Below are 23,815 nucleotides of genomic sequence, written 5' to 3'. Positions count from 1 at the left end.
AAATTGTCTAATATCACAGAAGTAGCAATTGCTTACGCGACATATAGGAAGGCTATGAAAGATTCATTAATGAAAAAACAATGTCGAATTTTGAAGAAAAATCCATAAATGTATTTAATAAACTTTGACACTATTATACAAATATCTTATATTTTTAGAGGTTATAGCAGAATAACAACTAAGAGGGATAAACTATGATTAAAGAATGGAACTTACTAAGGGTTGTTGCTTGTCTAAGCATTGTTTTATTGCATAGTACGACCCAAACTGCAAGAGTAGTTGGCTACCCGCAAATTGAACATTACAATCTATATAGAGTGTTTTTAACATATGCAACACCCACTTTCATTGTCCTTTCAGTTATTATACTGGCTAATCGGTATCCAAATGGATTGCCTGAAGGATTTTGGAGCGGAAGAATCAAATGGATCCTTGCGCCGTTTCTCTTTTTTGCTGTCGTAGATGCATTGGTTTCAAACTATTTTAATCCAAATGTGATGGTGGATTTAAAGATATTCGATAATATTTTTACCGGAAATTTTGTTGGCTGGTTTATTATCGTCATTTTCCAGTTCTATCTTCTTCATTACATTGTGACTAAATTTAATATTTCTCTGGTTTGGCTATTCCCTGTAAGTATAGGGGTTATGATCTGGTATTCTACTGTAATAAACAATCCCCCGGAGTTTATGAACGGATACACCCATATGCTGAAGCTCCCGTTCCTTGCCTGGTTTGGGTATTTTACTGCAGCGTTCATCATTGGTAAACATTATAAGATCATCGCTGAGAAACTTTATAGACATCGGTGGTTAACACTTGTTTATCTTGCCATTTCTCTTTATATTGTCTATTTATCCTATGAATCAGGCATAATGATCGTCAATTCAAGGCGCCTGGATTTAGTCCCGCTCGTACTGTCAGTATCTGCTGTGGTCCTTGCTTGGGGTCAGGTCATTCCTAAATTCAAAATCATTACTTTAATCAGTAATTATTCGTTTGGAATTTACTTGCTTCATTGGCAAATCCAAAGGTTTGCTGCACCATTTATAGCTAATTATTTTGAACAAACCAGTACACGTGTATTAGCAGTATTTGCAATTTCCTTGCTTTTATCCCTGGCTATAATAAAATTATTGTCCATGGTTCCGGTAGGTGAATTCATTATTGGGAAAGTAAAGAAGACTAAATCAATAAAAGTGGTTGATGTTCATGAATTAAGGACATCGGCATAAATATTCATAACAAAAGGAGGGTGCCCCAAAAGTATTACTTTTAGGCATCCTCCTTTTTATTTTGTAGATAAAATAAGTTTTCTCTGAAGGGAGAGCTTTCTGGTAAACTATTATTCCCTCTATTTTCACGGCTTTTTGTACCAGTATATTAAATATAGAATTATTTTCCTTATGGGACCAGGTACAATTATATGTTAATATATTCCTAGGCTAAAAATGGACGATTTTGTCGAATTTTCTTAAGATGGAATGGTCTGTTATTTTAAAAAGGGGGAATAAAGTTTCGTGTTAAGGCTAGCAAGAAAACTTCTTAGTTATATGCTCTTGTTTGTTATGTTCTTTTCTGTTTATCCCACAGGTGTGTTTGGGGAAACAGAAGCAAGCCAAACTAAAGGGACAGTGGTTTCATCATCAGGAGAAGACATTCCATTAATGCTCGAACCTGATGAAAGCAGTGAACTGCTTTCATCCATACCAAATGGAACAAGTGTCGGATTAGTGAAATTTGAACATGAATATTGGTTTGTGACTTATGAAAACCCTGATAATGGTGAGGACCTACTAGGATTTATACATGAGTCATATGTATCAATCCAGGATACGTCCTCTGCTGAAAGTCAGGTGGAAGAAAATGAGGATGGGGCTATAGCTGAAGAAGAAAACCATCCAGAAGAAAAGAATGAAAGTACACAGGCAGGCACCGGCGTAAAAGAAGCTGCAGAAGAAGTTAATGAAGATTTACAGAGAAATGATGAAACAGGTACTGAGGCATCAACACAGGTCACTTTACAAAGCAAAAGTGCAGCTATTTTGCAGAATTTAAGCAGTGCTGCTGTTAGCGGAGTTGCTTTAAAAAGTCCCACACACGTTTACTCTTCCAATGATGCTGAATCTGCCATTTTAAAAAGCTATCCGCAGGGGACATTGCTGAAATATCATCCGTCGGATTCAGACTGGTACCAATGTACAGTTTATGTAAACGGAAAAGCCAAAACAGGTTTTATTAATAAGAATGATGTGGAAGAACCTGCAGATCCTCAGACGGATTTAAGAGGTGCAGTCAAAAACAGCAAGCTAAATGTGCATTCCAAGGCTTCATCTTCATCAAGCATCCTTAAGAGCTACACAGAAGGTTCCATTTTAAAGTTTCAAACTTATATAACCGGCTGGTATCAAGCCACGGTATATGTGGGAGGCAAGGCAGCTACAGGGTATATCAAAAAGGATGATGTCATTCTCTCCGTTTTACCGCAAACCGAGAAAAAGGGTATTGTCAAAACAAGCCGTTTAAATGTGTATTCTAAGGCAATTAGTACATCCAGTGTTTTAAAAAGTTATTCAGAGGGCTCTTCAATAAAATTTAAGACGTTCACAGATGAATGGTATGAAGCCACAGTCTATGTTAATGGAAAACCTGTTGTCGGATATATACATAGAAGCAGTGTGGTTTTGGAAGGTACACCTCAAGTGAACCTTACCGGGATTGTAAAACCTGTGAGTCTTAATGTTTATGCTAAAACATCTGGTGCCTCTCAGGTGCTGAAGCGATATACAGAAGGATCTGTTCTGCGATTTAGGACCTTCACGGATAATTGGTATGAAGCGACAGTCTATGTAAGTGGTGAGCCTCACACAGGGTATATTAAAAAGAGTGAAGTCTTAGATCCGGATGATCCGCAAAAAGAGTTATCAGGGATTGTTAAAGTGCTTAGCCTGAATGTCTATTCTTCGACTTCCAGATCATCTGGTGTATTAAAAAGCTATGAACAGGGAAGAGTGCTTAAATACAGGACATATACAGCCAATTGGTACCAGGCCACAGTCTATGTTAACGGCAAAGCGGTAACGGGATATATTCACAAGCAGGATATTGAAAATACTGTCTCTTCCCAGGTTTCTTTAACAGGAACTGCACAAGATCCTTCCGGAGTAAGGGTATATACGAGAGCATCTGCTACCTCTGATGTATTAAAGTCCTATCCTAAGGGTTCCACATTAAAATATAAGACCTTTACATCTGAATGGCACCAGGTCACTGTCTATATTAATAACAAACCGGTGACAGGTTATATTAAAAAGACTTCTCTGGAAAAAGGACTAAAAGGTAAAATCATTGTAGTGGATGCCGGACACGGCGGTGTGGATAATGGAGCTAAAGGTGTAGAAAAGCTCCTGAATTTAAAGACCGCTATTCAGCTGGAATCCCTTCTTAAAGCAGCAGGTGCTAAGGTAGTTATGTCACGTACTGCTGATGTTTATCTAACCCTTTCTGAAAGAGTCGAAGTCAGTCATCAATACAATGCTGATGCGTTTGTGAGCATCCATTATAATTCGAATCCTAATCCGAGCCCGCATGGAATTGAAACATATTATTGGGCATCGAATGTAAATGAACTGCTCATGGCAAAATATGTTCAGCAGGAAATTATTATGCAGACTGGGCTCTATGATCGTGGTGTTAAGACTGGGGACTTTCATGTTATCAGAGAAAATAAAAATGCAGCTATCCTGGTCGAACTGGGATTTTTGTCAAATCCGGCAGAACTGGAAACTGTTTTAACAAGCGCATATCAGAAAAAAGCAGCAACTGGGATATACAAAGGACTTGAGAAGTATTTTAACTTGTAATAAAAAAATCCGGCTATCAAATGGTCAAGCCCCCATATAGTGGAGATATTAAAAAACCGGAGCTGTTTCCTTTTGGAAATGGCTCCCTTTCGGTTTTATTTTAGTTATTTCATTCTTTTTATTTACTTGACATGGAGCCTCGTCACGCATGATTCTCGCTCTAGGAAGCAGGTTTGTAACACAACTAGCTCCCCTATGACGGTATCATGCGTTGCTCCATATCAAGTAGTGCACTTTAAATAATTTGTGAGTTCCTTTTGAGGGACCCATTTCCTTATGCTATAAGATTCTGGCGACGATAATTTACTGGCGACTGTTTATTTAACCGCTTTTGTCTCCTTATATGATTGTAATGATGAATATATTGATGGATTTTTGCTTCTAATTCTTCAATATTTTGTACAGAATAGGGATGATAAGCTTCTGTTTTTAAATGGGAAAAGAAGCTTTCAATACAGGCATTATCGAATGGATTGCCTGGACGGGACATGCTTGGTTGAATATCATAGGATTCGAGCGTGTCTTGATAAAGTTTGGATGTGTATTGTGTTCCCCGGTCGCTATGGAGGATGACACCTTGCACATCCTTTTCTTTTTGAACAGCTTGGTATACAGTTTTTATTACGAACATCGTTTCACTATTATTCCTTGCCATTTCGTATGCAATAATCTCATTATTGTACAAATCCATTATGGCAGATAAGTGTAACTTTTCGTCCCCGATTGAAAAGGAAGTGATATCTGTAACCCACTTTTTATTAGGTTGGTCAACCGAAAAGTCTCTATTGATGATATTTGTTGTAATCGTTTCTGGTTCAGTGCGCTTATACTGATTATAGTTTGAAGATCTGTGTTTCTTCCGAATAATTGATTGAATTCCAAGTTCCTTGTAGAGTCGAAAGACTCTTTTATGATTGATTTGCATTCGGTATTCTTCCTGAAGTTCCATATGAACACGCCGATAACCCCATTGCTTATTGGATTTCTCATATAATTGCAGAATCAGCTGCTTCAATTCAACATCCCTATCAAAACGTATATACTTTTTGTATTTGTAGTATCCACTTACTGATACCCCAAGAAATTTACAAAGTTCCGCTACATTAAATTGTTCTCTTAAGAGATCAACTACCTGAAACTTTAATTTCTTCCCTCCCTCATCAAGATTTCCTGAAACTTTTTTAAAACAGAATTCTCCATTTCCAATTTCCGAATGTAACGCTCTTGATCTGTATACTCTTTCCTTCGACCCCTATTATCTAAATAAAATGCTTGTCCTTCTTTTTGATATTTCCTCCACCAAGTCTTTACAGTATTTCTGCTTGGGATATTTAGTTTGTCAGCTACCTGTTGTGCTGAAAAACCTTCTTCTTTTAACTGGATCGCTTCCGCTTTAATCTCCAAAGAATAACTTTGTAACCTTTGCCCTTTTTTGGCCATAAAAATCACCCCTTAAGTCAATGTTGCCCAACTGTGGGTTTTTCAACATCTACTATAAGGGGTGCAGTCTACAAAATGGCCGGATTTTTTATATAATCGATGAAATAATATCTGCGATTCTTTTGCTTGCGTTCCCGTCTGAATACTTATTCCACTTTTCCTTGAATTCCCTTATTTCTGCATAATTAAAATTGTTGCTCTTAATGGCATGGATAATATCATTTGTGGAATAAACAACCGGACCAGGCATTATTTCCTCGTAATCTCCCCAAGTTCCCCGCTTTTTTACATATTTACTCAGATCATATGGAAAGAATATCATGGGTTTTTCTAATAATGAAAATTCAAAAGGAATGGAAGAATAATCAGTAATTAAATAATCGGTAATAAACAATAAGTCATTTGTATTGGAATACCCGGATACATCAACGACAAAGTCGGCCTGGTTTTCAGTTATGGCAACTTTATTTTTAATCGCGGGATGAAGTTTTAAGAGCAGCAGATATTCTTCACCTAATTTGTCTTTCATAAGATCAAAATTAATTCTAATCTCATAATCGTCCAGATTATCATCCCTAAAAGTGGGGGCATATAGGATAATCTTTTTTTGTCTAAAAGAAGGGTACTTTTTGAGTAACTTATCTTTAATTCCTTCTATTTCTTCAGTATTAAAAAAGATATCCGTACGTGGAATTCCGGTTAGCATGAAATTTTCTTCCCGAACACCAAACGCCTTTTGGAAGATGGTTTTCATCTCATCAGAGCCTGCCACGACTTTGTGAAATTGATTGTATACCTTTACAAATCTCTCTTTGGCTTTCTCTGACCTGTTTTCAATTGACGGATCCATGAGTCCGAATTTTTTAATTGCACCATTTGCATGCCAAAGCTGAATACAGGTAACGCCTTCCCTGAACTTAATCGAAGAAAGGAAACCGTAATAATTATCCACAAATATGACTTTGGATGTGGCAAGGTGATAAATGCCTTTAATATATTGAATGGGTGAAGATGGCTCAAATAGCAGTACAGTACAGTCGGCACCTTTATATTTTTTAAACAAAGGATACATTTTCTTTGTTGTTAAAAAAATAGCGCGACAAGAATGCTCTTGTCGCTGATATTCTTCATATATATTTATATTGTTTTCGCTAAAGGAAACGACAAACAATACTTTTCTTTTTAAGGATACGATACTGCTTAATTTAAATATTAGTGAGAAAGTAAAAAGGTAAATGGAAATTGCCAGTTCCCTAACCATTTTGCACTTTGAAAAGATCTTTTTTGATTTTTGTAGTTGAAATGCCAACTGTTCGTGGTAAATAGATTACTTCACAGTAGTCTTTTAAAAAATCGAATTTGCCTTTCCAATCATCGCCCATTACAAAGATATCGATATCATTTTCTATTACGTCTTGAATTTTTTGTTCCCAGTTGTTTTCTGGAATTACCTTATCGACATATCTGATTGATTCTAATATCATTTTTCTATTATCATAGCTATGATAAGCTTGTTTATCTTTTAATTTATTAAATTCATCAGAAGAAATGGCAACTGTTAAATGATCGCCAAGTTCACTTGCGCGTTTTAGTAAGTTAATATGGCCCCAGTGGAGTAAATCAAAAGTTCCGTACGTGATTACTTTCTTCATATATAACTCCTCCTAAACAGAATTAATACTCGGATATTTAATTCCTGTTAACCTTCAAATCTATTATATAAACAATCTATCATAAGTTTTAAACGAAAGTCTTACAAAGTCTTTACAGCCATTTAATCATTTATTTACAAAAGTATAGTATACTGAAAATACAAATTCTTAAGGTCACTTTGTCGAAAAATGTATAAAATACGAGCACGCTTATTCCATTTTAAAGTATATAGCAGGTGATTTCAAGCTGTATTGCTGGTTGAACTGGTATATTTTACTTAAGTACCCCTTGATTTAACTAATTAACTTTTTGAGCATCCCAAAGGCTTTTTTTGGGGTGCTCATTTGCTTTATATGCTTATTATGGCTCTATATAGGAAACGATAAGGTTGAATTCGCTTCATAATAAGCTTTTATTGCATTAGTTGTAGAAAAACATAAAAAGTTTTATCATTAGGATATTGCAAAAAATACCTCAATACAGAATTGAATGGTGATTAAAATATGTACTTTAAAAACGTATTTAAACGTAATAAGAATACACGTGCGTTAAAAGAAAAAATAACGATTCATCAGCATGAAGAAACCCTTGCTATTGAAGGCTCTTTATCACTGGATTACTACAAAGTAAAAGAGTTATGGCTGAAGTCACGGCAAACGGAAAAGGAATTTAAAGTTTCTTTGAATTCTTATGAGGGAAATAATTTTAAATTTAATGCTAATTTAAAGCATTTAATTTCTTTAATTAAAGAATGTGAGGATGAAAACTTCGATTGGTTTCTTAAGATTAATGTTCCTGTCAGTGAATTGAGTGAAGCTGCAGCTGATAAGCTAAGGGAGAAAGCTGACTTTATTAATGAAGGCAATATTGAGAAAGCAGAATATTTAATCAGGCTGGGCCGTTTTAAAACAACTGATATAAAAGGGATTCAATCAGTCTATGCAGACGGGCATACCGGAATTTGCTATCTAACGGAAAAGGGGAATCTTTCTCTTCTTTTAGATAAGGTTCCTGATTTAAAGACTAAATTGCAAATTGATAAGATTAAAGGAATGAAGAAAAGCTTAAAGGTTGAAGGGAAGTTATTTTCTAAAGGCTCAGAAATTTTGGACGGTACGGTCATCCTTAAAGGAAGAAACCATGGGACAGAGATCGAGCTTCCTTTATCCTTTCAATTAAATAAAGAGGAAACGGAAGCAAAATATGGCTTGCATCGTTATTTCTATTCGTTCTTAATAAATTTTGAAGAATATATAGTTCTTCAGAACATTAAAGAAGATGTCTATGACCTGTTTTTAAAGCTGGACTTTCACGATCAGCCTGAGGAAACCTATTTAAGGGTAGGCAGACCGGCATTTAGAGCGAGGCATTTTCTAAAAGAATGTTATGCTTTTCTTGAAAATAAGGCATATATCATTACTCCTTATTATACCTTTAAGGCTTCAAATTTATCTTTGGAGATTTTTGAATTTGAAAAGAGCACATTTAAGTATTTACAGCAAAAATTAAGGTTTTCATGGCTTTACAATTTACTCGGAAAGACTAAGGATATTTGGCTGATTGGTGAACGTCCGTATAAAGCACAGGACACTGGATATCATTTCTTCAAGTATATGAGAACAGCACATCCGGAAAAAAACGTGTATTATGTGATCGAAGAGGATTCACCTGAGCGCAGAAATGTAGAACCGCTGGGGAATGTTCTCATTTTTAAATCAAAGGAGCATATCCTGAAAAGTCTAATGGCAAGCCGGATTATCGGTTCCCATCATCCTGACTATCTATATCCGGTTCGAACAAGAAGATTTAAGAAAGCTGTCAGCGGGATTAAGGTTTTCCTTCAGCATGGGGTCATGGGTACCAAAAATATGATTGCCAATTATGGAAAGAAAGCACCTGGTTTTAAAACAGATCTGTTCCTTGTCAGCTCTAAATTTGAAAAAGAAATGATTGTAAACGACTTTGGTTACGATAAAGATGAAGTGATGATAACAGGTTTGTCCAGATTTGACCGGCTATTTGATCAGGATGTGGAGTTAAAAAGACAGATATTGATTATTCCCACCTGGAGAGATTGGATAGTAACAGAGGCAGATTTCCTGGAAAGTGAATACTTTCAGAGATACAGAGAGCTTGTATACAATCCTGAACTCCATGCGTTAAAGGAAGAGTATAGCCTGGAGATTGTTTTATGCCTCCATCCAAATATGCAAAGATTTACTTCGTTTTTCCAGGATGCCCCTGTTAAAGTAATTAACCAGGGGGAAGTAGACGTTCAGCACCTGCTGAAAGAAAGTGCACTGATGGTAACTGATTATTCAAGTGTTGCTTTTGATTTTAGTTTCCTATATAAACCGGTTTTATATTATCAGTTTGACAGGGATCGTTTTATTGGAAAAAGGCCATCACATCTCGATTTGGATAATGATTTGCCTGGTGATATCTTTGATGATCCGCATCAGCTGCTTTCAAAAATTAGAGATTACACCGAGAATAATTTTAAGGCATCAGAAGAAAACAAAACAAAAGCAGATAAATTTTTGATGTACAGGGATCAAAAATCAGCTGAAAGAATTTACACGGCAGTCAGGGATTTTAAAATCAAAAAGAATGTTATCCAAAAACTTTCGGAAATTGATATCTTAATCAGCTTTTTTAATCGGTTTAGAAGAAGCAAATATTATTTTCCAGCCATGAAAGCTTTTTATTATCTTGCAAAAATCATCTTACCTGTTGATAACAGGCTGATTTTATTTGAAAGCGGAGTAGGAAAGCAGTATGCGGACAGCCCGCGAAACATTTATGAAGAAATTGTGGAAAGAGGCTTGGATTATAAGAAGGTTTGGGTAATAAATAAAAACATCCGTTTTAATGATCCGGGCACTATTAAAGTTAAAAGGCTGAGCCCGCAATATTATTATTATTTGGCCAGAGCAGGTTTTTGGATTAACAATCAAAACTTTCCTACTTATATTAACAAGAGAAAAGGAACAACTTATATTCAGACCTGGCATGGTACACCCTTAAAGAAAATGCTATTTGATATTGAAAATATTCAGGGAAGAGATGAAACTTACTTGGAGCGTGTCCATAGTGCGACAAAAAACTGGGACTATCTGATTTCTCCTAGTAAGTATGCAACTAATGCTTTTAGGAGTGCTTTCCGTTATAATGGGGAAATGCTTGAAGTTGGCTACCCAAGAAATGATTTGTTTTATCATTCAGGCCAGCAGGAATTCGCAAATCGGATTAGAAAACAGCTGAAATTACCTGCAGATAAAAAAATCATATTATATGCTCCTACATTTAGGGATAACGAAACAAAGGGAAAGAATAAATTTCAGTTCAGCTTAAATATGGATTTGCATCAGCTTAAAGAAGAGTTGGGTAATGAATATATCCTTCTCATGCGGATGCATGTCGTAATAAGCAATAAATTAAGTATTCCAGATGATCTTAAGGATTTTGTTTATAATGTATCAAGCTATCCGGACATCCAGGAACTTTACCTTATTAGCGATCTTTTAATGACTGACTATTCTTCCGTTATGTTTGATTTTGCGAATACCGGAAAACCGTTATTGTTTTTCACATATGATCTTGAACAATATAAAAATGACATTCGCGGTTTTTATATGGACTTTGAAGAAGAAGCTCCAGGCCCATTCCTATTTAATACGGATGATATAACAAATGCTGTGAAAAATATCCATCATGTTAAAGAGGAATATAAACCTAAATATACTGCTTTTAGGGATAAGTATTGTCCGCTTGAAGACGGGAATGCTTCTAAAAGGGTTGTTGACCGTTTCTTTAATTAAGGTAAATACGGGAATTAGGGAGAAGGTAATCACTAAACAATGTTAAAGAACATGCTGATAAAATTAAAAAGGCTAAATTTCACTAAAAAGGCGTATGAACTATTGTTTAGGCTGATAGGGAAATTTCCGCCAAACCAGAGAATTATAGTATTTGAAAGCTTTTTAGGAAAACAATATAGCTGTAATCCGAGAGCTGTATATGAGTTTTTAAAAGAAAACCGTCCGGAATACGAAATGTATTGGAGTGTGGATCCCAGATATTCTTCATCCTTTGAGGACAAGGGAGTAAGGGTCCTTCACAGGTTTTCTCTGAAATGGCTGTTTGTAATGGCCCGGGCAAAATATTGGGTGTTTAATAGCAGGATGCCAGGCTGGATACCGAAACCGAAGCATACTGTATATGTTCAGACCTGGCATGGGACACCTCTGAAGAAATTAGCTGCTGATATCGATGAAGTTCATATGCCGGGAACTACAACTGAAAAGTACAAGGAAAACTTCCTTCAGGAATCAGCAAGGTGGGATTATCTTGTTTCACCCAATCGCTATTCATCAGATATCTTCCGGAGTGCATTTGATTTTCAGAAGACCATGATTGAGTCAGGTTATCCGAGGAATGATTTCTTATACAATTGCAATAATAACGTGACGATTGAGAGTTTAAAGAAAAAATTATCAATTCCTTCTGGAAAAAAAGTCATTTTATATGCTCCAACATGGAGAGACAATGAGTTTTATCAAGTCGGTAAATATAAATTTAATTTGAAGCTGAATTTGGACTTGATGAGGGAAAAGCTGGGCAATGAATATATCGTGCTGCTAAGAATGCATTATTTAATTGCAGAAAATATAGATTTGTCCTTATACGAGGGATTCGCGTATAATTTATCTGACCATGAAGATATTCGTGAGCTATATCTTATTTCAGATCTGCTGATAACAGATTATTCATCCGTTTTCTTCGATTATGCAAATTTGAGGCGGCCGATGATTTTTTATGTATATGATATTGAAGAATATCGGGATAAACTTAGGGGCTTTTATTTTGATTTTGAGAATTCTGCTCCTGGACCCCTTGTTAAGACGACGGAACAATGCATCACTGAGATATTAAAATTAGAGCAGAGCGATTATAAGCTTCCGGATGACTTTGAAGAGTTTTACCGTAAATTCTGTTATCTGGAATCAGGAGATTCCAGCAAAAGAGTTGTTGAGAAAGTCTTCAGTTAGATACTAGAATTAAATGGAATTTTTTCATTCTGTAATTTAGTGTATAATCTAATACGTTAAGTAAGAAAGCTGACTAGGAAGGTACTTTTTATGAAATCTGCAATAAAAGTTCTTAAAGAACAAATTGAAAGTTTTTATTTAGTTAGAAGGCTTTCGCTCTATGAATTAAAAAGTCAAAATAATAATAATTACCTTGGGCTATTCTGGGAAATACTAAATCCGGGAATCCAAATTGCAATTTATTGGTTCGTATTTGGATTTATTATCAGAGAAGGCAGGGAGGCAGGAAATGGTGTTCCGTTTTTTCCTTGGCTCCTTTCAGGAATTATACTATGGTTTTTCATTCAGCCCTCTATTGTACAAGGGTCAAAATCAATCTATTCAAGAATACGCATGATCTCAAAGATGAGCTTTCCGTTAAGTGTTATTCCAACATACGTAATATTTTCAAAACTGTATCCGCATATATTTCTTCTTGGATTTACAATTGTGATATTACAGTTTCTAGGGTTCCCGGTTAGCATTTATTATCTTCAGCTGCCATACTTTCTATTTGCAACGGTAGCCTTGCTGGTATCCATTTCCCTGGTTACATCCACGTTGGCAACTATTGTTAGGGATGTTCAGATGGTTGTGCAATCACTGATGAGAATGCTATTGTATTTGACGCCTATCCTTTGGGTATCCATGAGCTTGCCTGGTCCTATAAAGACAATCATGAAATTGAACCCATTGTATTACTTGGTTGAAGGATATCGTGCTGCATTGCTTGGACAAGAGTGGTATATTATTACAGAATATCAGCTGACGATCTATTTCTGGGCCGTAGTAATATTTCTTTATATCTTGGGATCATCCATTCATGTTAAATTCAGAAGGCATTTTGTCGACTTTTTATAAAATGGAAGTGTTATAAATGGCCAAATCCGTAATCGTTAATAATGTGACAAAAAAATACAAACTATACAATAAAAACTCTGAAAAGCTGCTGGATATTCTTTTGCCTAAAAGTTATGGCGAAGATTTTTATGCTTTAAGAAATGTTTCTTTTGAAGCAGAAGAAGGGGACGTTATCGGTTTTGTCGGAATTAATGGTTCCGGTAAATCGACTCTTTCGAATATTATCGCAGGCATTATTCCTGAAACTTCCGGCTCGGTGGAGGTAAAAGGTCAAACTGCTTTAATTGCTGTTGCCTCCGGTCTGAATAATGAGCTTTCAGGCCGTGAAAATATAGAATTGAAATTGCTGATGCTTGGATTTAATAAAAATGAAATAAAGAATTTGGAGCCTGAAATTATTGAGTTCTCTGAGCTGGGTAAATTTATAGACCAGCCTGTAAAGTCTTATTCGAGCGGTATGAAGTCTCGTCTCGGTTTTTCTATCTCTGTAAATATTGACCCGGATGTATTAATCATAGACGAAGCCCTTTCTGTTGGGGATAAGGCTTTCGCTGAAAAGTCGCTCGCCAAGATGAAAGAATTCAAAGCCAGAGGGAAGACCATGTTTTTTGTCAGCCACTCTATTGGACAAATGAAACAATTTTGCGAAAAGGCAGTATGGCTGGAGTTTGGGGAGTTAAAGATGTACGGTGATGTTAAAGAAGTCATACCTGCCTATGAAAAATTCCTAAAAGATTATAAGGCCATGACAAAAGAAGAGCAAAAGAAATTTAGACAGAACGCATTATCCAAACAAAGTGTGCCTGCAACGGTATAAGTAAACTGCTGCCCATTACGGCAGCAGTTTTTTTGTTTTGCACCTGCTGGAATATAAGTTTCCGCTGCTTAAATGGGTAAAACCGAGAGCACGGCTGTATTATTTTTATATTATGATAGAAAAGTATTTAATATTAAAAGAACTTTTAAGAGAATAAGGTTTATTGTAAACTAGACTATGGGTGAAAATATTGGAAATTTATGTGGAAGGAAGGGGAAAGATGGCAAGGAAAATAATTGCTGCAATGCTTAGCATTGTACTCTTATTTACAGGTATAGCTCCTGCGGTACAGGCTGAATCAGTTAATAACGTGAATCAGCAGAAGAATGAATCCGATCCTAAAGCGGAAACAGAAGATACTGCGAGTTCTGTTAATGAGCCTGCCGCTTCTGAGACTGAACCAAATGTCCCAGCTGTGAATAGTGGTGAGGAAGAAGTTGAAGAGGATGCTATTGTAGAAGAAGGCTTAGCGGAGGAACAAAAAGAAGAGGAAATAGAGAATGTCCCTGCTAATCAAGAGGGAGAGTCAAATACAGACTCCACTCTTGATGATAAAATTGAATCTGAAGATGAAAAATCTCCACCTTCGTCCCAGCAGGCTGTTTCGACAAGTCTGTCAGATAATATTGTAGAAGAGGGAAATATTAAGTATTATTTGAATAACAGCAGCGAAATAATCTATGCTGAAGTATTTGATAATGGCAAGTTGATTAGTATCCAGGAATATTATCCAAAAACTCTTGTTAAGGATGCGGAGGCCAATATCAAGACGATATTTTATATTTCTGCCGATAATTTTATTGAATACGCAAAAGAAAATGAGCAAGGCACTCAGAACACTACTGGTTTTATAGAATACTTTCCGAATACGATTTATGGAAATCATGTGAACCGAGTGAAGCAGGAATATAATGTGAAGGCGGATTACATAGTCGAAGCTGCAGAAAGAAACGAATCGGGACAAATTATCCGTCATTATGAATATTATCCGCAGACGAGTTACGAGAATAAAAACAATAGAGTTAAATATATCTTTGAACTGGATCATAACGGTAATGTGACTGAGGCTGCTGAATTAGCAGAAGAAAATCAGAAAGTTCAGCAAAGATTTCAGTATTATCCTAATAGCAAATTTGGTGATCACGGATTTAATATCCAATATGTTTTCGCCATTGATGCCAAGGGGGTTATTACGAAGGCCACTAAGCGTGAAAAAGGCACAAAAAGAATTATCTCCTGGTATGAATACTACCCGAATACTGAGTATGGCAATCATGGAGATAATATTCTTTATATCTTTGACCTGAATAGTTCAGGTTTCATAGAAAAAGCCAGCAAACGTCAAAAAGGAACCAAAAAAATCACAGCAAGATATAATTACTACCCTAAAACCAGATATGGCAATCATGGCAGCAATATCTTATATGTCTTTAATTTTAATAATGAAGGCTATGTAACACAAGCAAGCAAAAGGCAACAGGGAACAAAGCAAATCACCTCCAGATATGAATATTATCCAAAGACGGTTTATGGAACACACGGGAAGAATATCAAATATCTTTATAACTTGAATCGCTCGGGGCATGTAATCAAGGCGACACAAAGAGAAAAGGGCACACAGAGAATCCTGACGTGGTATCAGTACTACAGCAGTACGCCTTTTTATTCAAGAGGAAACAATATTGAATATATATTTAATTTGAATAAAAACGGATATGTTTATCAGTCATCTAAAAGAGCAAAGAATTCTAAAAGGATTGTGGCTCGCTACTCATATTATGATAAAGCTATTTATGGCAAACAGGGTCCAAAGGTTAAATATATATATAATTATGATGAATCGGGGTATATGACTAGTTCATTAACTCGTCAGGAGAATTCATTCAATGTTTTAAAAGCTTATGAATACTATCCAAAAACTACTGCATCTAATCGGGCTAAAAATATTAAATATTACTTTAATATAACAAGCAGCGGGATCATTAGAACAGCTAACCTAAGAGAGCAAGGCACAGAGAAAAATCTTGGATTATACAGTTTCCGTTCAGGAACACGATATGGAACTCATTGGAGCAGGCTTGAGAGCATGAGCCTCAATGTTCCTAAAATTATGCAAAATCCAGGCATGCCTTGGGGCTGTTCAGTAGTATCGCTAACACAGGCTTTGAACTTTAAAGGGTATAATTTGGATAAAACATATATGGGCAAAACGATGACCTATGCGAGCAACCCATATAAGGGATATGTTGGCTCACCTTTCAGGAGCCAGCAGGGAGATCCTAATCTGATCTACCCAGAAGGATTAATTGCTCAGGCAAAAAAATACAGACCTAACAGCGAAGTTATTAATGGTATCAGTGAATCACGGATAAAATCTGAACTGCGTCAGGGAAATCCTGTTCTGGTATGGGTCGTGCACAAATTCCGGCCGCTCAGATGGAAATGGTATTATTCAGGTGCGAATCGTCTTTATGCACCGGTTGAGTATCATGTAATCGCTTTGACAGGTTATAATGAGACGACTAATCAATATTTATTTGTGGATACTGTAGGCAGCCAAAGGGTAAGTTCAGTAAGCGAAGGTAAATTTAATTTAGTTTTTGACTCATTTGATAGAAGATCGATTGTGGTAAGATAAGATAAAAACCTCCGGAATTTTCCGGAGGTTTTTATCATGCTATGCGCCTTATATAAGGAATTTTATGTATGAGCATTGTGGTTAAAAGGCTGGAAGCGTATACTGCCAGCAGCATAAATGCCAGATAATAGAAAACAGGTGTAGAATCATGCGATATGCCAGTCATTGCAATAAATTCTTTGCTTCTGTATATATCCAGAAAAATAGGGTGAACAAGATATATACCAAAGCTGTATTTGGCGGTAAGGCTGGTAATTGTACCGCAAGACCGGTTTCCATATTGTTTTAGGAAAAGAAAAATAGCGATAGCTACAAATGGAGTTGTGATAGATAGATATTCATAAAACACTTGATTTAAAGAGTCTTGTCTGCTGCTGACTAACCATGTTCCCAATATAGTAGCCAGCAAGGAAATAATGCCTGCCGAATATATTAATAAGGATATCTTTTTGGATATTGCAGAATTTGCTGCATAATAACCTAATAAAAAATAGCTGCCATAACCCAAAAATAACTCGAAACCTCCAGCCGGCTTTAAATTAAATAAGAAAGCTATTGTTGTGAAAATGGCACTGATTAAAAATGAAATAGCGATTATGTATCGAATATTCGCTTTTTTTGAATGAACCAATGCTTTGAATAGCGGCATGCCAAGATATAAACCCAGGATGGTGTATAAATACCATAAATGATATTTAATGCTTCCTTCAAAAAAAAGTATTAGAAACTCCTTTGTGGAATATGCATCGATATCATAGCGAAACATCCAAACAAAATAGATAAAGGACCAAAATAAAAAGGGCAAGGCAATCTTGGTTACTCTTTTTTTTATCACCAGTGATTGGGACTCTTTTCTCCCCAGGAGGAGCATGCCGCTCAGCATGATGAATATGGGAACAGACCATCGGCTGCTGCTATTAAAAATATTTCCGATCCACCAATTATATGTACCTACATCCTGTGTGACAAGGCGCGCGGAAATATGTATTAAGAGCACGCCTATTATAGCTATGGCTCTGAGTTTTGTTGCATAAAAAATCAATTTAAATCTCCTTTAAAACGTCTTAAGTGTAATATAACCAAGGATGTGTAAGTTATGACAAAAGGCAAGTAGTATTATTCTTTTGCTTTGATTGATAACCCTAAATTGTTTGCTATGGTGGTATAGAATTTGATAGTTCTGTCTTTATAGGATATCTGATTGCTCAATATTCTCTTTATATTTATGATTTGGTATTCGTTGTATCTTATAAAAATAGTAAATAGAGAGTCAGTTAATTTATCCAGAGAAGCCAGGTCTACTTTGAAATATCCCAGGTTATTATCTTTCCATACGAAATCAACAAGTATTTCATTATCTATCCGATTGCGGTCACGTATTAAAATCGAATTAATTTGACTGATATCTCTTCCATAAACTTCTATATCCTGATAATAAATATTATCAATAATATAAGAATCTAATGCTCTTGCCAGCATCGGAATTTCAATATGCTTTTTTTCATCATGTAAATATGGGACCTCATAGTAAGGTAAATTGTTGATCACAGCATATTTTTTGTTTTTATCTTTTTTTAGCCAGGTAAAAAGTTTAATAAAATCTTCGGTGCGGTTTTCCATATAAAAATTGACAGCTTCCTTATATAAAGGTGTATGGAATGAATCCCTGAAATCATATCGAAGGTTTTTTGTCGTTTCTATAGCATCATCTAAAATAGCAAGAAATTCATGTTTTTCTTTTGAATTTACGAAAAGCATACTGTCAAATGTTCTGACGATATCATATTCATAAATCCTATTTAAAGCGACTTTTTCATGGTCAGCAGGTAAGTTCTTTGATTTGATATACTCAATTACTTTTAAATCGGCTCTTCTCTTGTCCAGGACATTGGTTTCCCTAGTTAGAGAGCCGGTGTTCTCATCTGTCCGGTTAGCGTAATAGATTGGTTTAGTGGTTGTCGATACAGCCTTAGCATTAAACAATACATCAAAGAAAAATAATTTATCTTCTGCAAAAACCATTTCGGGAAACCCAATATCATTTTCTTTAATTAGAGAAAGCCTAACCATTCTCGCTGTAGGTCCCATATGGTAAAAGAAGTGAGGAACATCAAATGGAGATATGCTCCTTCTTTCCTTTATGGAGGCAAACTCCCCAATTATGCTTTGTGAAGCAGACTGGACTTTAATGGTTTTACCTACAACATAGTCATCACCGGTATCATCAAGAATATTACACAGCTCTTGCAGCCCCCCGGGAGCCAGCCAATCATCTGCATCTAAAAAGGTGATATACGCACTATCGGCCAATTCAATCCCTATATTTCTTGGTGTGCCCGGAGATCCAGTGTTTTCATGCAGAGAAACTAAACAGATATTTTTGTGCTTTGCTGAGTATTCCGAGACGAGTTTTTTTGTATTATCTGAGGAGTGGTCATCTACTACGATTAATTGAATCTGGTCAAAACCCAGCGTCTGATTAATAACAGAATCGATTGTTCGGCTAATAAACTTTTCAGCATTATAAGCTGCAGTAACAACTGTAACTTTTTTTCGTTTTCCGAAGATTTTATTTTTCAGGCTGTGAGGATGATTTGTTATTTCAAAGTTCTTGTGCTGGATTATCTCTCTTGCTTTTTGGCGAAATGGAGCATGCATAGTTTTTCTCTCCTAAACTTTTTATTATAGGTGCCATATATAACAGATTCTGTCGAAATTATAACATAAATGCACATATATAGTTTTAACCCTGCTGTGTATATTTAATCAAGGATAATACCCGAAATCAGCCGTTTAATTATGTTAAGCAAATGTATAATTTGTAAAATAACTTACATATTTTTATTGGTATTTTAAAAAAAGGGTAGAGGATTTTGTCGTAATTTGGTAGATTAGTATTCAGATAGAAATTTTGGTAATTAAGTATATCTCTAAAAAAAGGAGGTTAAAGATAAGTCATACATACATTTTGTCACTGGTAAATCGGTAAACAATGACCTTAGCCAATTAAGAAAAAGGCGCTCTTTTCCGGCATGTTAAGGACTTAATAAGACATTTGAATAATTATAGATTCATTCATTGATGAGTGAAAACCTTATTTATGTGTTCTTACATGTGAGGCGAAAGCGATTAACATGGGGGATACAATTAGTGAAAAAAGCAGTAAAAATATTTAGTTTCTATTTTCTTACTCTTCTATTATTATTGCAGTCTGCATTCATTCAGCCAGTTGATGCATTTGCATCAGATAATGAAGAACCTAAAGCAGCTGTAGTATTTGCAGAAAAAATAGGCGAGGAAGTTGAACTTTATCATGATAAGTCCATTGAATCAGAGATCGTTATCCTTTTAGAGGATGACACTGAAGTTACGGTTTTGGAAGAAGAACTGGAATTTACTTATGTAAAGCATGTCGATCCGGAAAGCGGCAGCATCTCGAATGGATATGTAAAGAGTGCCCAGGTAGTAGATGCTCTAGAAGTGGATGAATTCCGAAGCAGCAGGATAAACTCTGAGGAAGCTTCTGAAGTTATACAGGATGATTCAGACATGGGCCTTCCGATTGATAATGAAGAAGCCGGCATCACAGATGAAGAGGAAACTCTCCCATCAGAAGAGGAAGTTGAGCCACCAGCGGCTGATCAGGCCGATAATACTGAAGATCTGCTGAGTCCAGAACAGTCAGATGCTGGGGATATTAATACCGCAGAAGGTGAAAAGGCAGAGCAGGATCCAATAATGGATTCTGAAGAACCAGCCCAGACGGAAGAAGAGGAGAAACCTATCAATAAAACTGAAATACAATCCTCTTCGAAAACCATGACATTAATGAGCACTGCATCGACAAATCTTCAGGGGATTGGGTTAGCTAATCCAACTCATGTTTATAAGCAGGCATCTGCCGGCTCTAGCATTCTTAAAAGCTATGATCAGGGAACCCTGCTAAAATATGAGACTTATACAGCAGAATGGCATCGGGCAACCGTTTATATCAATGGTAAAGCGACAGTTGGTTTCATTAAAGTATCTGATGTTGAAAATATTCAAACTAAACGTGACCTTACTGGAGTAGGCGTAAAATCACCTGTTAATGTTTACTCAAAAGCATCACGCAGCTCTGCTGTTCTAAAATCTTACCCTCTTGGCAGTGTTTTGAAATTCAGAACATTAACTTCTGGCTGGTATGAGGCAACGGTATATATAAATGGTACCGCAACAATCGGTTATATAAATAGAACTGATGTAGAAGTAAAAGCAGCAAGTATAGATTTACATGGTGTCGCTTTAAAACAGCCGACTAATGTTTATACTAGAGCTGATTCAACTTCCGGTGTCCTAAAAAGTTACCCTGCCGGCTCAGTTTTAAAGTATTCTTCCTTAATACCAGGCTGGTACGAAGCAACAGTATATATTAAAGGGAAAGCTACAAGAGGTTTTATTAAACAATCAGACGTGGAAAATGCTGTTCAGAATCCTGTGACTTATATAGGAGTTGGGACTGCCTCTCCTACAAACGTCTATGTGCGCCCGTCAGCCGGCTCCAGCACCTTAAAGTCTTATCCTGTTGGAACTATTTTAAAATACCAATCTTTTATAACTGGATGGTATTCAGCTACCGTATATATTAACGGTAAGAAAACAACTGGATATATACAAGCGAAGGACGTTGAAAAGCCGGTAACCAATCCGGAGCAATTTATAGGTGTAGGGTTAACAGCACCTACAAAAGTGTATCAAAGCCCTTCAACTGGCTCGAACACTTTAAAGAGCTATGCACAGGGAAGTATATTAAAATATGAATCCTTTGTTACGGGCTGGTATTCAGCCACTGTTTATATTAATGGGAAGAAGACAACGGGCTATATAAAAGCAAGTGACGTGGAAAACAGTGTGAAGTCTCCTTCCACCCTTAAGGTGTGGGGAAGTTCAGACAAAGTAAATGTGTATACCTTTGCATCACGGAATGCCTCTGTTCTCAAATCCTATAATATTGGAAGCGAGCTTAAGGTACAGACTTTTACTTCTTCCTGGCATAAAGCCACGGTCTATGTTAACGGAAAGGCCCATACCGGCTACATCAGTGTTAGCGATGTTAGGAATGAGCCGTCAAACATTGTCTCCTATACACAGTACGGTCTTACTCTTAATGAAGCGGTGAATAAGCAATTACAATTAAATCCGCCACCGCAGACAGATTTATATCGTGGTGCTAACGGATTTATTCATAGCAGCTTGGCTGATATTGTGGAAAAAGGTGCTACTACAACAGAAGGTGTGAGATTTAGATCTTCTCCAAACCTTGACAATGACAGCAATGTGTACGGAACATATAAAAAAGGAACAACCTTTACTATCCTGGGAAAAGTTAAGGGGACCGTTGTCAGCGGCAGTGACATCTGGTACAAAATCAGTTATAGCGGGAAGACATTATATGTTCATAGTTCATTGGTGGAGATAACCAATGTAGCTGTTGTTAAGAGTGCTTCCAACATAAGAGAATCAGCTACTACAAGCAGTCATAGCTATGGAATTGCATCAGCTGGTTCTGAATATGTGCTTGTAAGAAAACTATCGGGTTCCATAGTGAGCAGCAGCAATGAATGGTATGAGATCCAATATAACGCAGTTTGGAGAAATGCCAAAACAGCAGATTTCATTAAATATCTTGACCCTGCTCAGAACGATCGTTTTCAGCATCTGCTTCTTGATAAGAGTGTGGGTGTTTCAGCAGCCGAATTAAATAAAGTGCTCATAGGTAAAGGAATATTAGACGGTAAAGGGCAAGCTTTTATTGACGCTGGCAAAACTCATTCTGTTAATGAAATTTATTTAATATCTCATGCTTTATTGGAAACAGGGCATGGAACTTCTACGTTAGCAACTGGTATAGAAGTAGGAAAGAACAGCAAAGGAGAACTAACCTTAGTTACAAGCAGCAACAGGTCAAGCTTAACGGATATTAAAGTGACCTATAACATGTTTGGAATTGGGGCTAAAGACAGTGATCCTGAAAGATTAGGGGCATTTCATGCTTATAATGCCGGGTGGACCTCTCCGGAAAAGGCAATAATTGGAGGAGCTCAATTTATATCCAACAGTTATTTTGAAAGAGGGCAAAATACTTTATATAAAATGAGATGGAACCATAAATACACAGACAATAACGGTTGGTTTCCGCAATATGCAACCGATATGGGCTGGGCAGTTAAACAGGTTCCGAATCTAAAGAGTTTATATGAAAAGTTGGACAATCCAATATTGCATTTCGAGATTGTTGAATATAACTAAGTCTTTTTATTAGAGCATGGGGAGAGTTACTGCCCCATGCTCTTTTTTTTTGCCTTATACGCGCAGATCATGTCCGCAATTAGTCTTATGACTTTCCAATATGCAAATAAAAATCTCTCCATTGTAAATATTTTTATATTGATATTTCACTCCTGTTAAAAATCGTAAACTTCTTACTCACTTGTTTACTTCACATTATTTATCAAATATTCTATTAAAAAGTACCCCTCAAGAGATAAAAGGTTTGAAGGTTTCATAGTCTATTCAAAGGGTACTATGCTCAGTTTTATTGAATGAATTTCCTTTGGGTCTCGCCTGCCATGGAGTATTTGTAAATTCAATCCTTGTCAACAAGCTATTTGTACAGATTATTGGCCATTCATCTTTTGTGGTATATTAATGGAGAAAATTTAAGATGACAAGGAGTTTTCTTATGAATTTAGAACATGTGGACATTTTGGGTGTTCCTTTTGTTCATGCAACCCGCTCTCAATTTGTTGATCAATTGCAGCATCATATAAATGCAGAACAAAAAGCTTTTGTGATAACGGCAAATCCTGAAATTGTAATGAAGGCCAATGAAGAACCGTCGTATATGAAGGTGGTGGAACAGGCGACCTATGTAACGGCAGATGGGATTGGTGTGGTAAAGGCGGCAAAGCTGTTAAATAAACCGCTGCCTGAGAGGGTAGCAGGCTATGATGTGATGATGGACTTGCTTCAATTAGCTGACCGGCACCAGCACCGTGTGTATCTGCTGGGGGCCAGGCAGGAAACGCTGGAAAAGGCTGAAAGGAATATTGGAAAACAATTTCCTCAGCTAAAAATAGTCGGTTCGCATAATGGGTTTTTTGACTGGAAAAGCAGACATATTCAGCAGGAAATTGCTGAAAAGCGGCCGGATCTCATTTTTGTGGCATTAGGCATGCCAAGGCAGGAAAATTGGATTGCTGAAAATATTCATCAATTTGACAAAGGTGTGTTTGTTGGTGTCGGGGGCAGCTTTGATGTCATTGCCGGGACCGTGAAAAGAGCGCCGGAAATCTGGCAAAGGATGAATCTGGAATGGTTTTACAGGCTGTTAAAGCAGCCAAGCCGTTTTGGACGGATGATGGCACTGCCGAGATTCGCTTTCAAGATTTTAGCGCAGAAAGCAAGAAGCTAG

General features: G+C 36.5%; 14 protein-coding genes and 1 pseudogene. 9 read left to right on the top strand and 6 right to left on the bottom strand.

Annotated features, from left to right (window positions below; all coding sequences use genetic code 11):
• Positions 1-194: 194 nt before the first annotated feature.
• Positions 195-1,235 carry an acyltransferase family protein gene (locus AC0VZ9_RS24870; protein ID WP_475396841.1) on the top strand — a complete coding sequence of 347 codons (1,041 nt, stop codon included), beginning with the start codon at positions 195-197 and terminating at the stop codon, positions 1,233-1,235.
• Between the two features lie 285 nt (positions 1,236-1,520).
• Positions 1,521-3,863, top strand: coding sequence for an N-acetylmuramoyl-L-alanine amidase (locus AC0VZ9_RS24865; RefSeq protein ID WP_475396840.1), 2,343 nt, complete (start codon positions 1,521-1,523; stop codon positions 3,861-3,863).
• 274 nt (positions 3,864-4,137) lie between these two features.
• On the opposite strand, the gene AC0VZ9_RS24860 is transcribed toward AC0VZ9_RS24865, so the two are convergent.
• The 4 genes from AC0VZ9_RS24860 to tagD form a co-directional block, all read right to left on the bottom strand.
• A complete protein-coding gene (locus tag AC0VZ9_RS24860) occupies positions 4,138-5,070 on the bottom strand; it encodes an IS3 family transposase (RefSeq protein WP_159871989.1) in 933 nt (310 codons plus the stop codon).
• A complete protein-coding gene (locus tag AC0VZ9_RS24855; RefSeq protein ID WP_159871984.1) occupies positions 5,004-5,303 on the bottom strand; it encodes a helix-turn-helix domain-containing protein in 300 nt (99 codons plus the stop codon). Before AC0VZ9_RS24855 ends, AC0VZ9_RS24860 begins: the two co-directional genes overlap by 67 nt.
• An 88-nt stretch (positions 5,304-5,391) precedes the next feature.
• Positions 5,392-6,564 (bottom strand): CDP-glycerol glycerophosphotransferase family protein, encoded by a 1,173-nt coding sequence (locus AC0VZ9_RS24850; RefSeq protein ID WP_475396839.1) that lies wholly within the window; start codon positions 6,562-6,564, stop codon positions 5,392-5,394.
• On the bottom strand, positions 6,557-6,955 hold the full coding sequence (gene tagD / locus AC0VZ9_RS24845) for a glycerol-3-phosphate cytidylyltransferase (protein WP_475396838.1): 399 nt from the start codon (positions 6,953-6,955) through the stop codon (positions 6,557-6,559). Before tagD ends, AC0VZ9_RS24850 begins: the two co-directional genes overlap by 8 nt.
• Positions 6,956-7,459: 504 nt before the next feature.
• On the opposite strand from tagD, the gene AC0VZ9_RS24840 reads away from it, so the two are divergent.
• The 5 genes and pseudogenes from AC0VZ9_RS24840 to AC0VZ9_RS24820 all read left to right on the top strand — a co-directional run bounded on the left by AC0VZ9_RS24840 (position 7,460) and on the right by AC0VZ9_RS24820 (position 16,362).
• A complete protein-coding gene (locus AC0VZ9_RS24840) occupies positions 7,460-10,777 on the top strand; it encodes a CDP-glycerol glycerophosphotransferase family protein (RefSeq protein WP_475396837.1) in 3,318 nt (1,105 codons plus the stop codon).
• 45 nt (positions 10,778-10,822) lie between these two features.
• Positions 10,823-12,007, top strand: a pseudogene (locus AC0VZ9_RS24835) (CDP-glycerol glycerophosphotransferase family protein); the annotation flags it as partial.
• Between the two features lie 90 nt (positions 12,008-12,097).
• Positions 12,098-12,907: an ABC transporter permease gene (locus AC0VZ9_RS24830; RefSeq protein WP_475396836.1), complete on the top strand. Its 810-nt coding sequence runs from the start codon at positions 12,098-12,100 to the stop codon at positions 12,905-12,907.
• A 16-nt stretch (positions 12,908-12,923) separates the two neighbouring features.
• Positions 12,924-13,724: a teichoic acids export ABC transporter ATP-binding subunit TagH gene (gene tagH / locus AC0VZ9_RS24825; protein ID WP_475396835.1), complete on the top strand. Its 801-nt coding sequence runs from the start codon at positions 12,924-12,926 to the stop codon at positions 13,722-13,724.
• Positions 13,725-13,944: 220 nt separating this feature from the next.
• Positions 13,945-16,362 carry a C39 family peptidase gene (locus AC0VZ9_RS24820; protein ID WP_475396834.1) on the top strand — a complete coding sequence of 806 codons (2,418 nt, stop codon included), beginning with the start codon at positions 13,945-13,947 and terminating at the stop codon, positions 16,360-16,362.
• A 34-nt stretch (positions 16,363-16,396) separates the two neighbouring features.
• On the opposite strand, the gene AC0VZ9_RS24815 is transcribed toward AC0VZ9_RS24820, so the two are convergent.
• On the bottom strand, positions 16,397-17,404 hold the full coding sequence (locus tag AC0VZ9_RS24815; RefSeq protein ID WP_475396833.1) for an acyltransferase: 1,008 nt from the start codon (positions 17,402-17,404) through the stop codon (positions 16,397-16,399).
• A gap of 74 nt (positions 17,405-17,478) precedes the next feature.
• Positions 17,479-19,020: a glycosyltransferase family 2 protein gene (locus AC0VZ9_RS24810; protein ID WP_475396832.1), complete on the bottom strand. Its 1,542-nt coding sequence runs from the start codon at positions 19,018-19,020 to the stop codon at positions 17,479-17,481.
• 492 nt (positions 19,021-19,512) lie between these two features.
• Here AC0VZ9_RS24810 and AC0VZ9_RS24805 point away from each other — a divergent pair, with 492 nt between their 5' ends.
• Positions 19,513-22,650, top strand: a complete 3,138-nt coding sequence (locus AC0VZ9_RS24805) for an SH3 domain-containing protein (protein ID WP_475396831.1) — start codon at positions 19,513-19,515, stop codon at positions 22,648-22,650.
• A 433-nt stretch (positions 22,651-23,083) separates the two neighbouring features.
• Positions 23,084-23,815 carry a WecB/TagA/CpsF family glycosyltransferase gene (locus tag AC0VZ9_RS24800; protein ID WP_475396830.1) on the top strand — a complete coding sequence of 244 codons (732 nt, stop codon included), beginning with the start codon at positions 23,084-23,086 and terminating at the stop codon, positions 23,813-23,815.

The organism is Cytobacillus sp. QJM3NY_8 (genome assembly GCF_056173585.1).
This window is presented reverse-complemented; position numbering and strand designations above follow the sequence as displayed.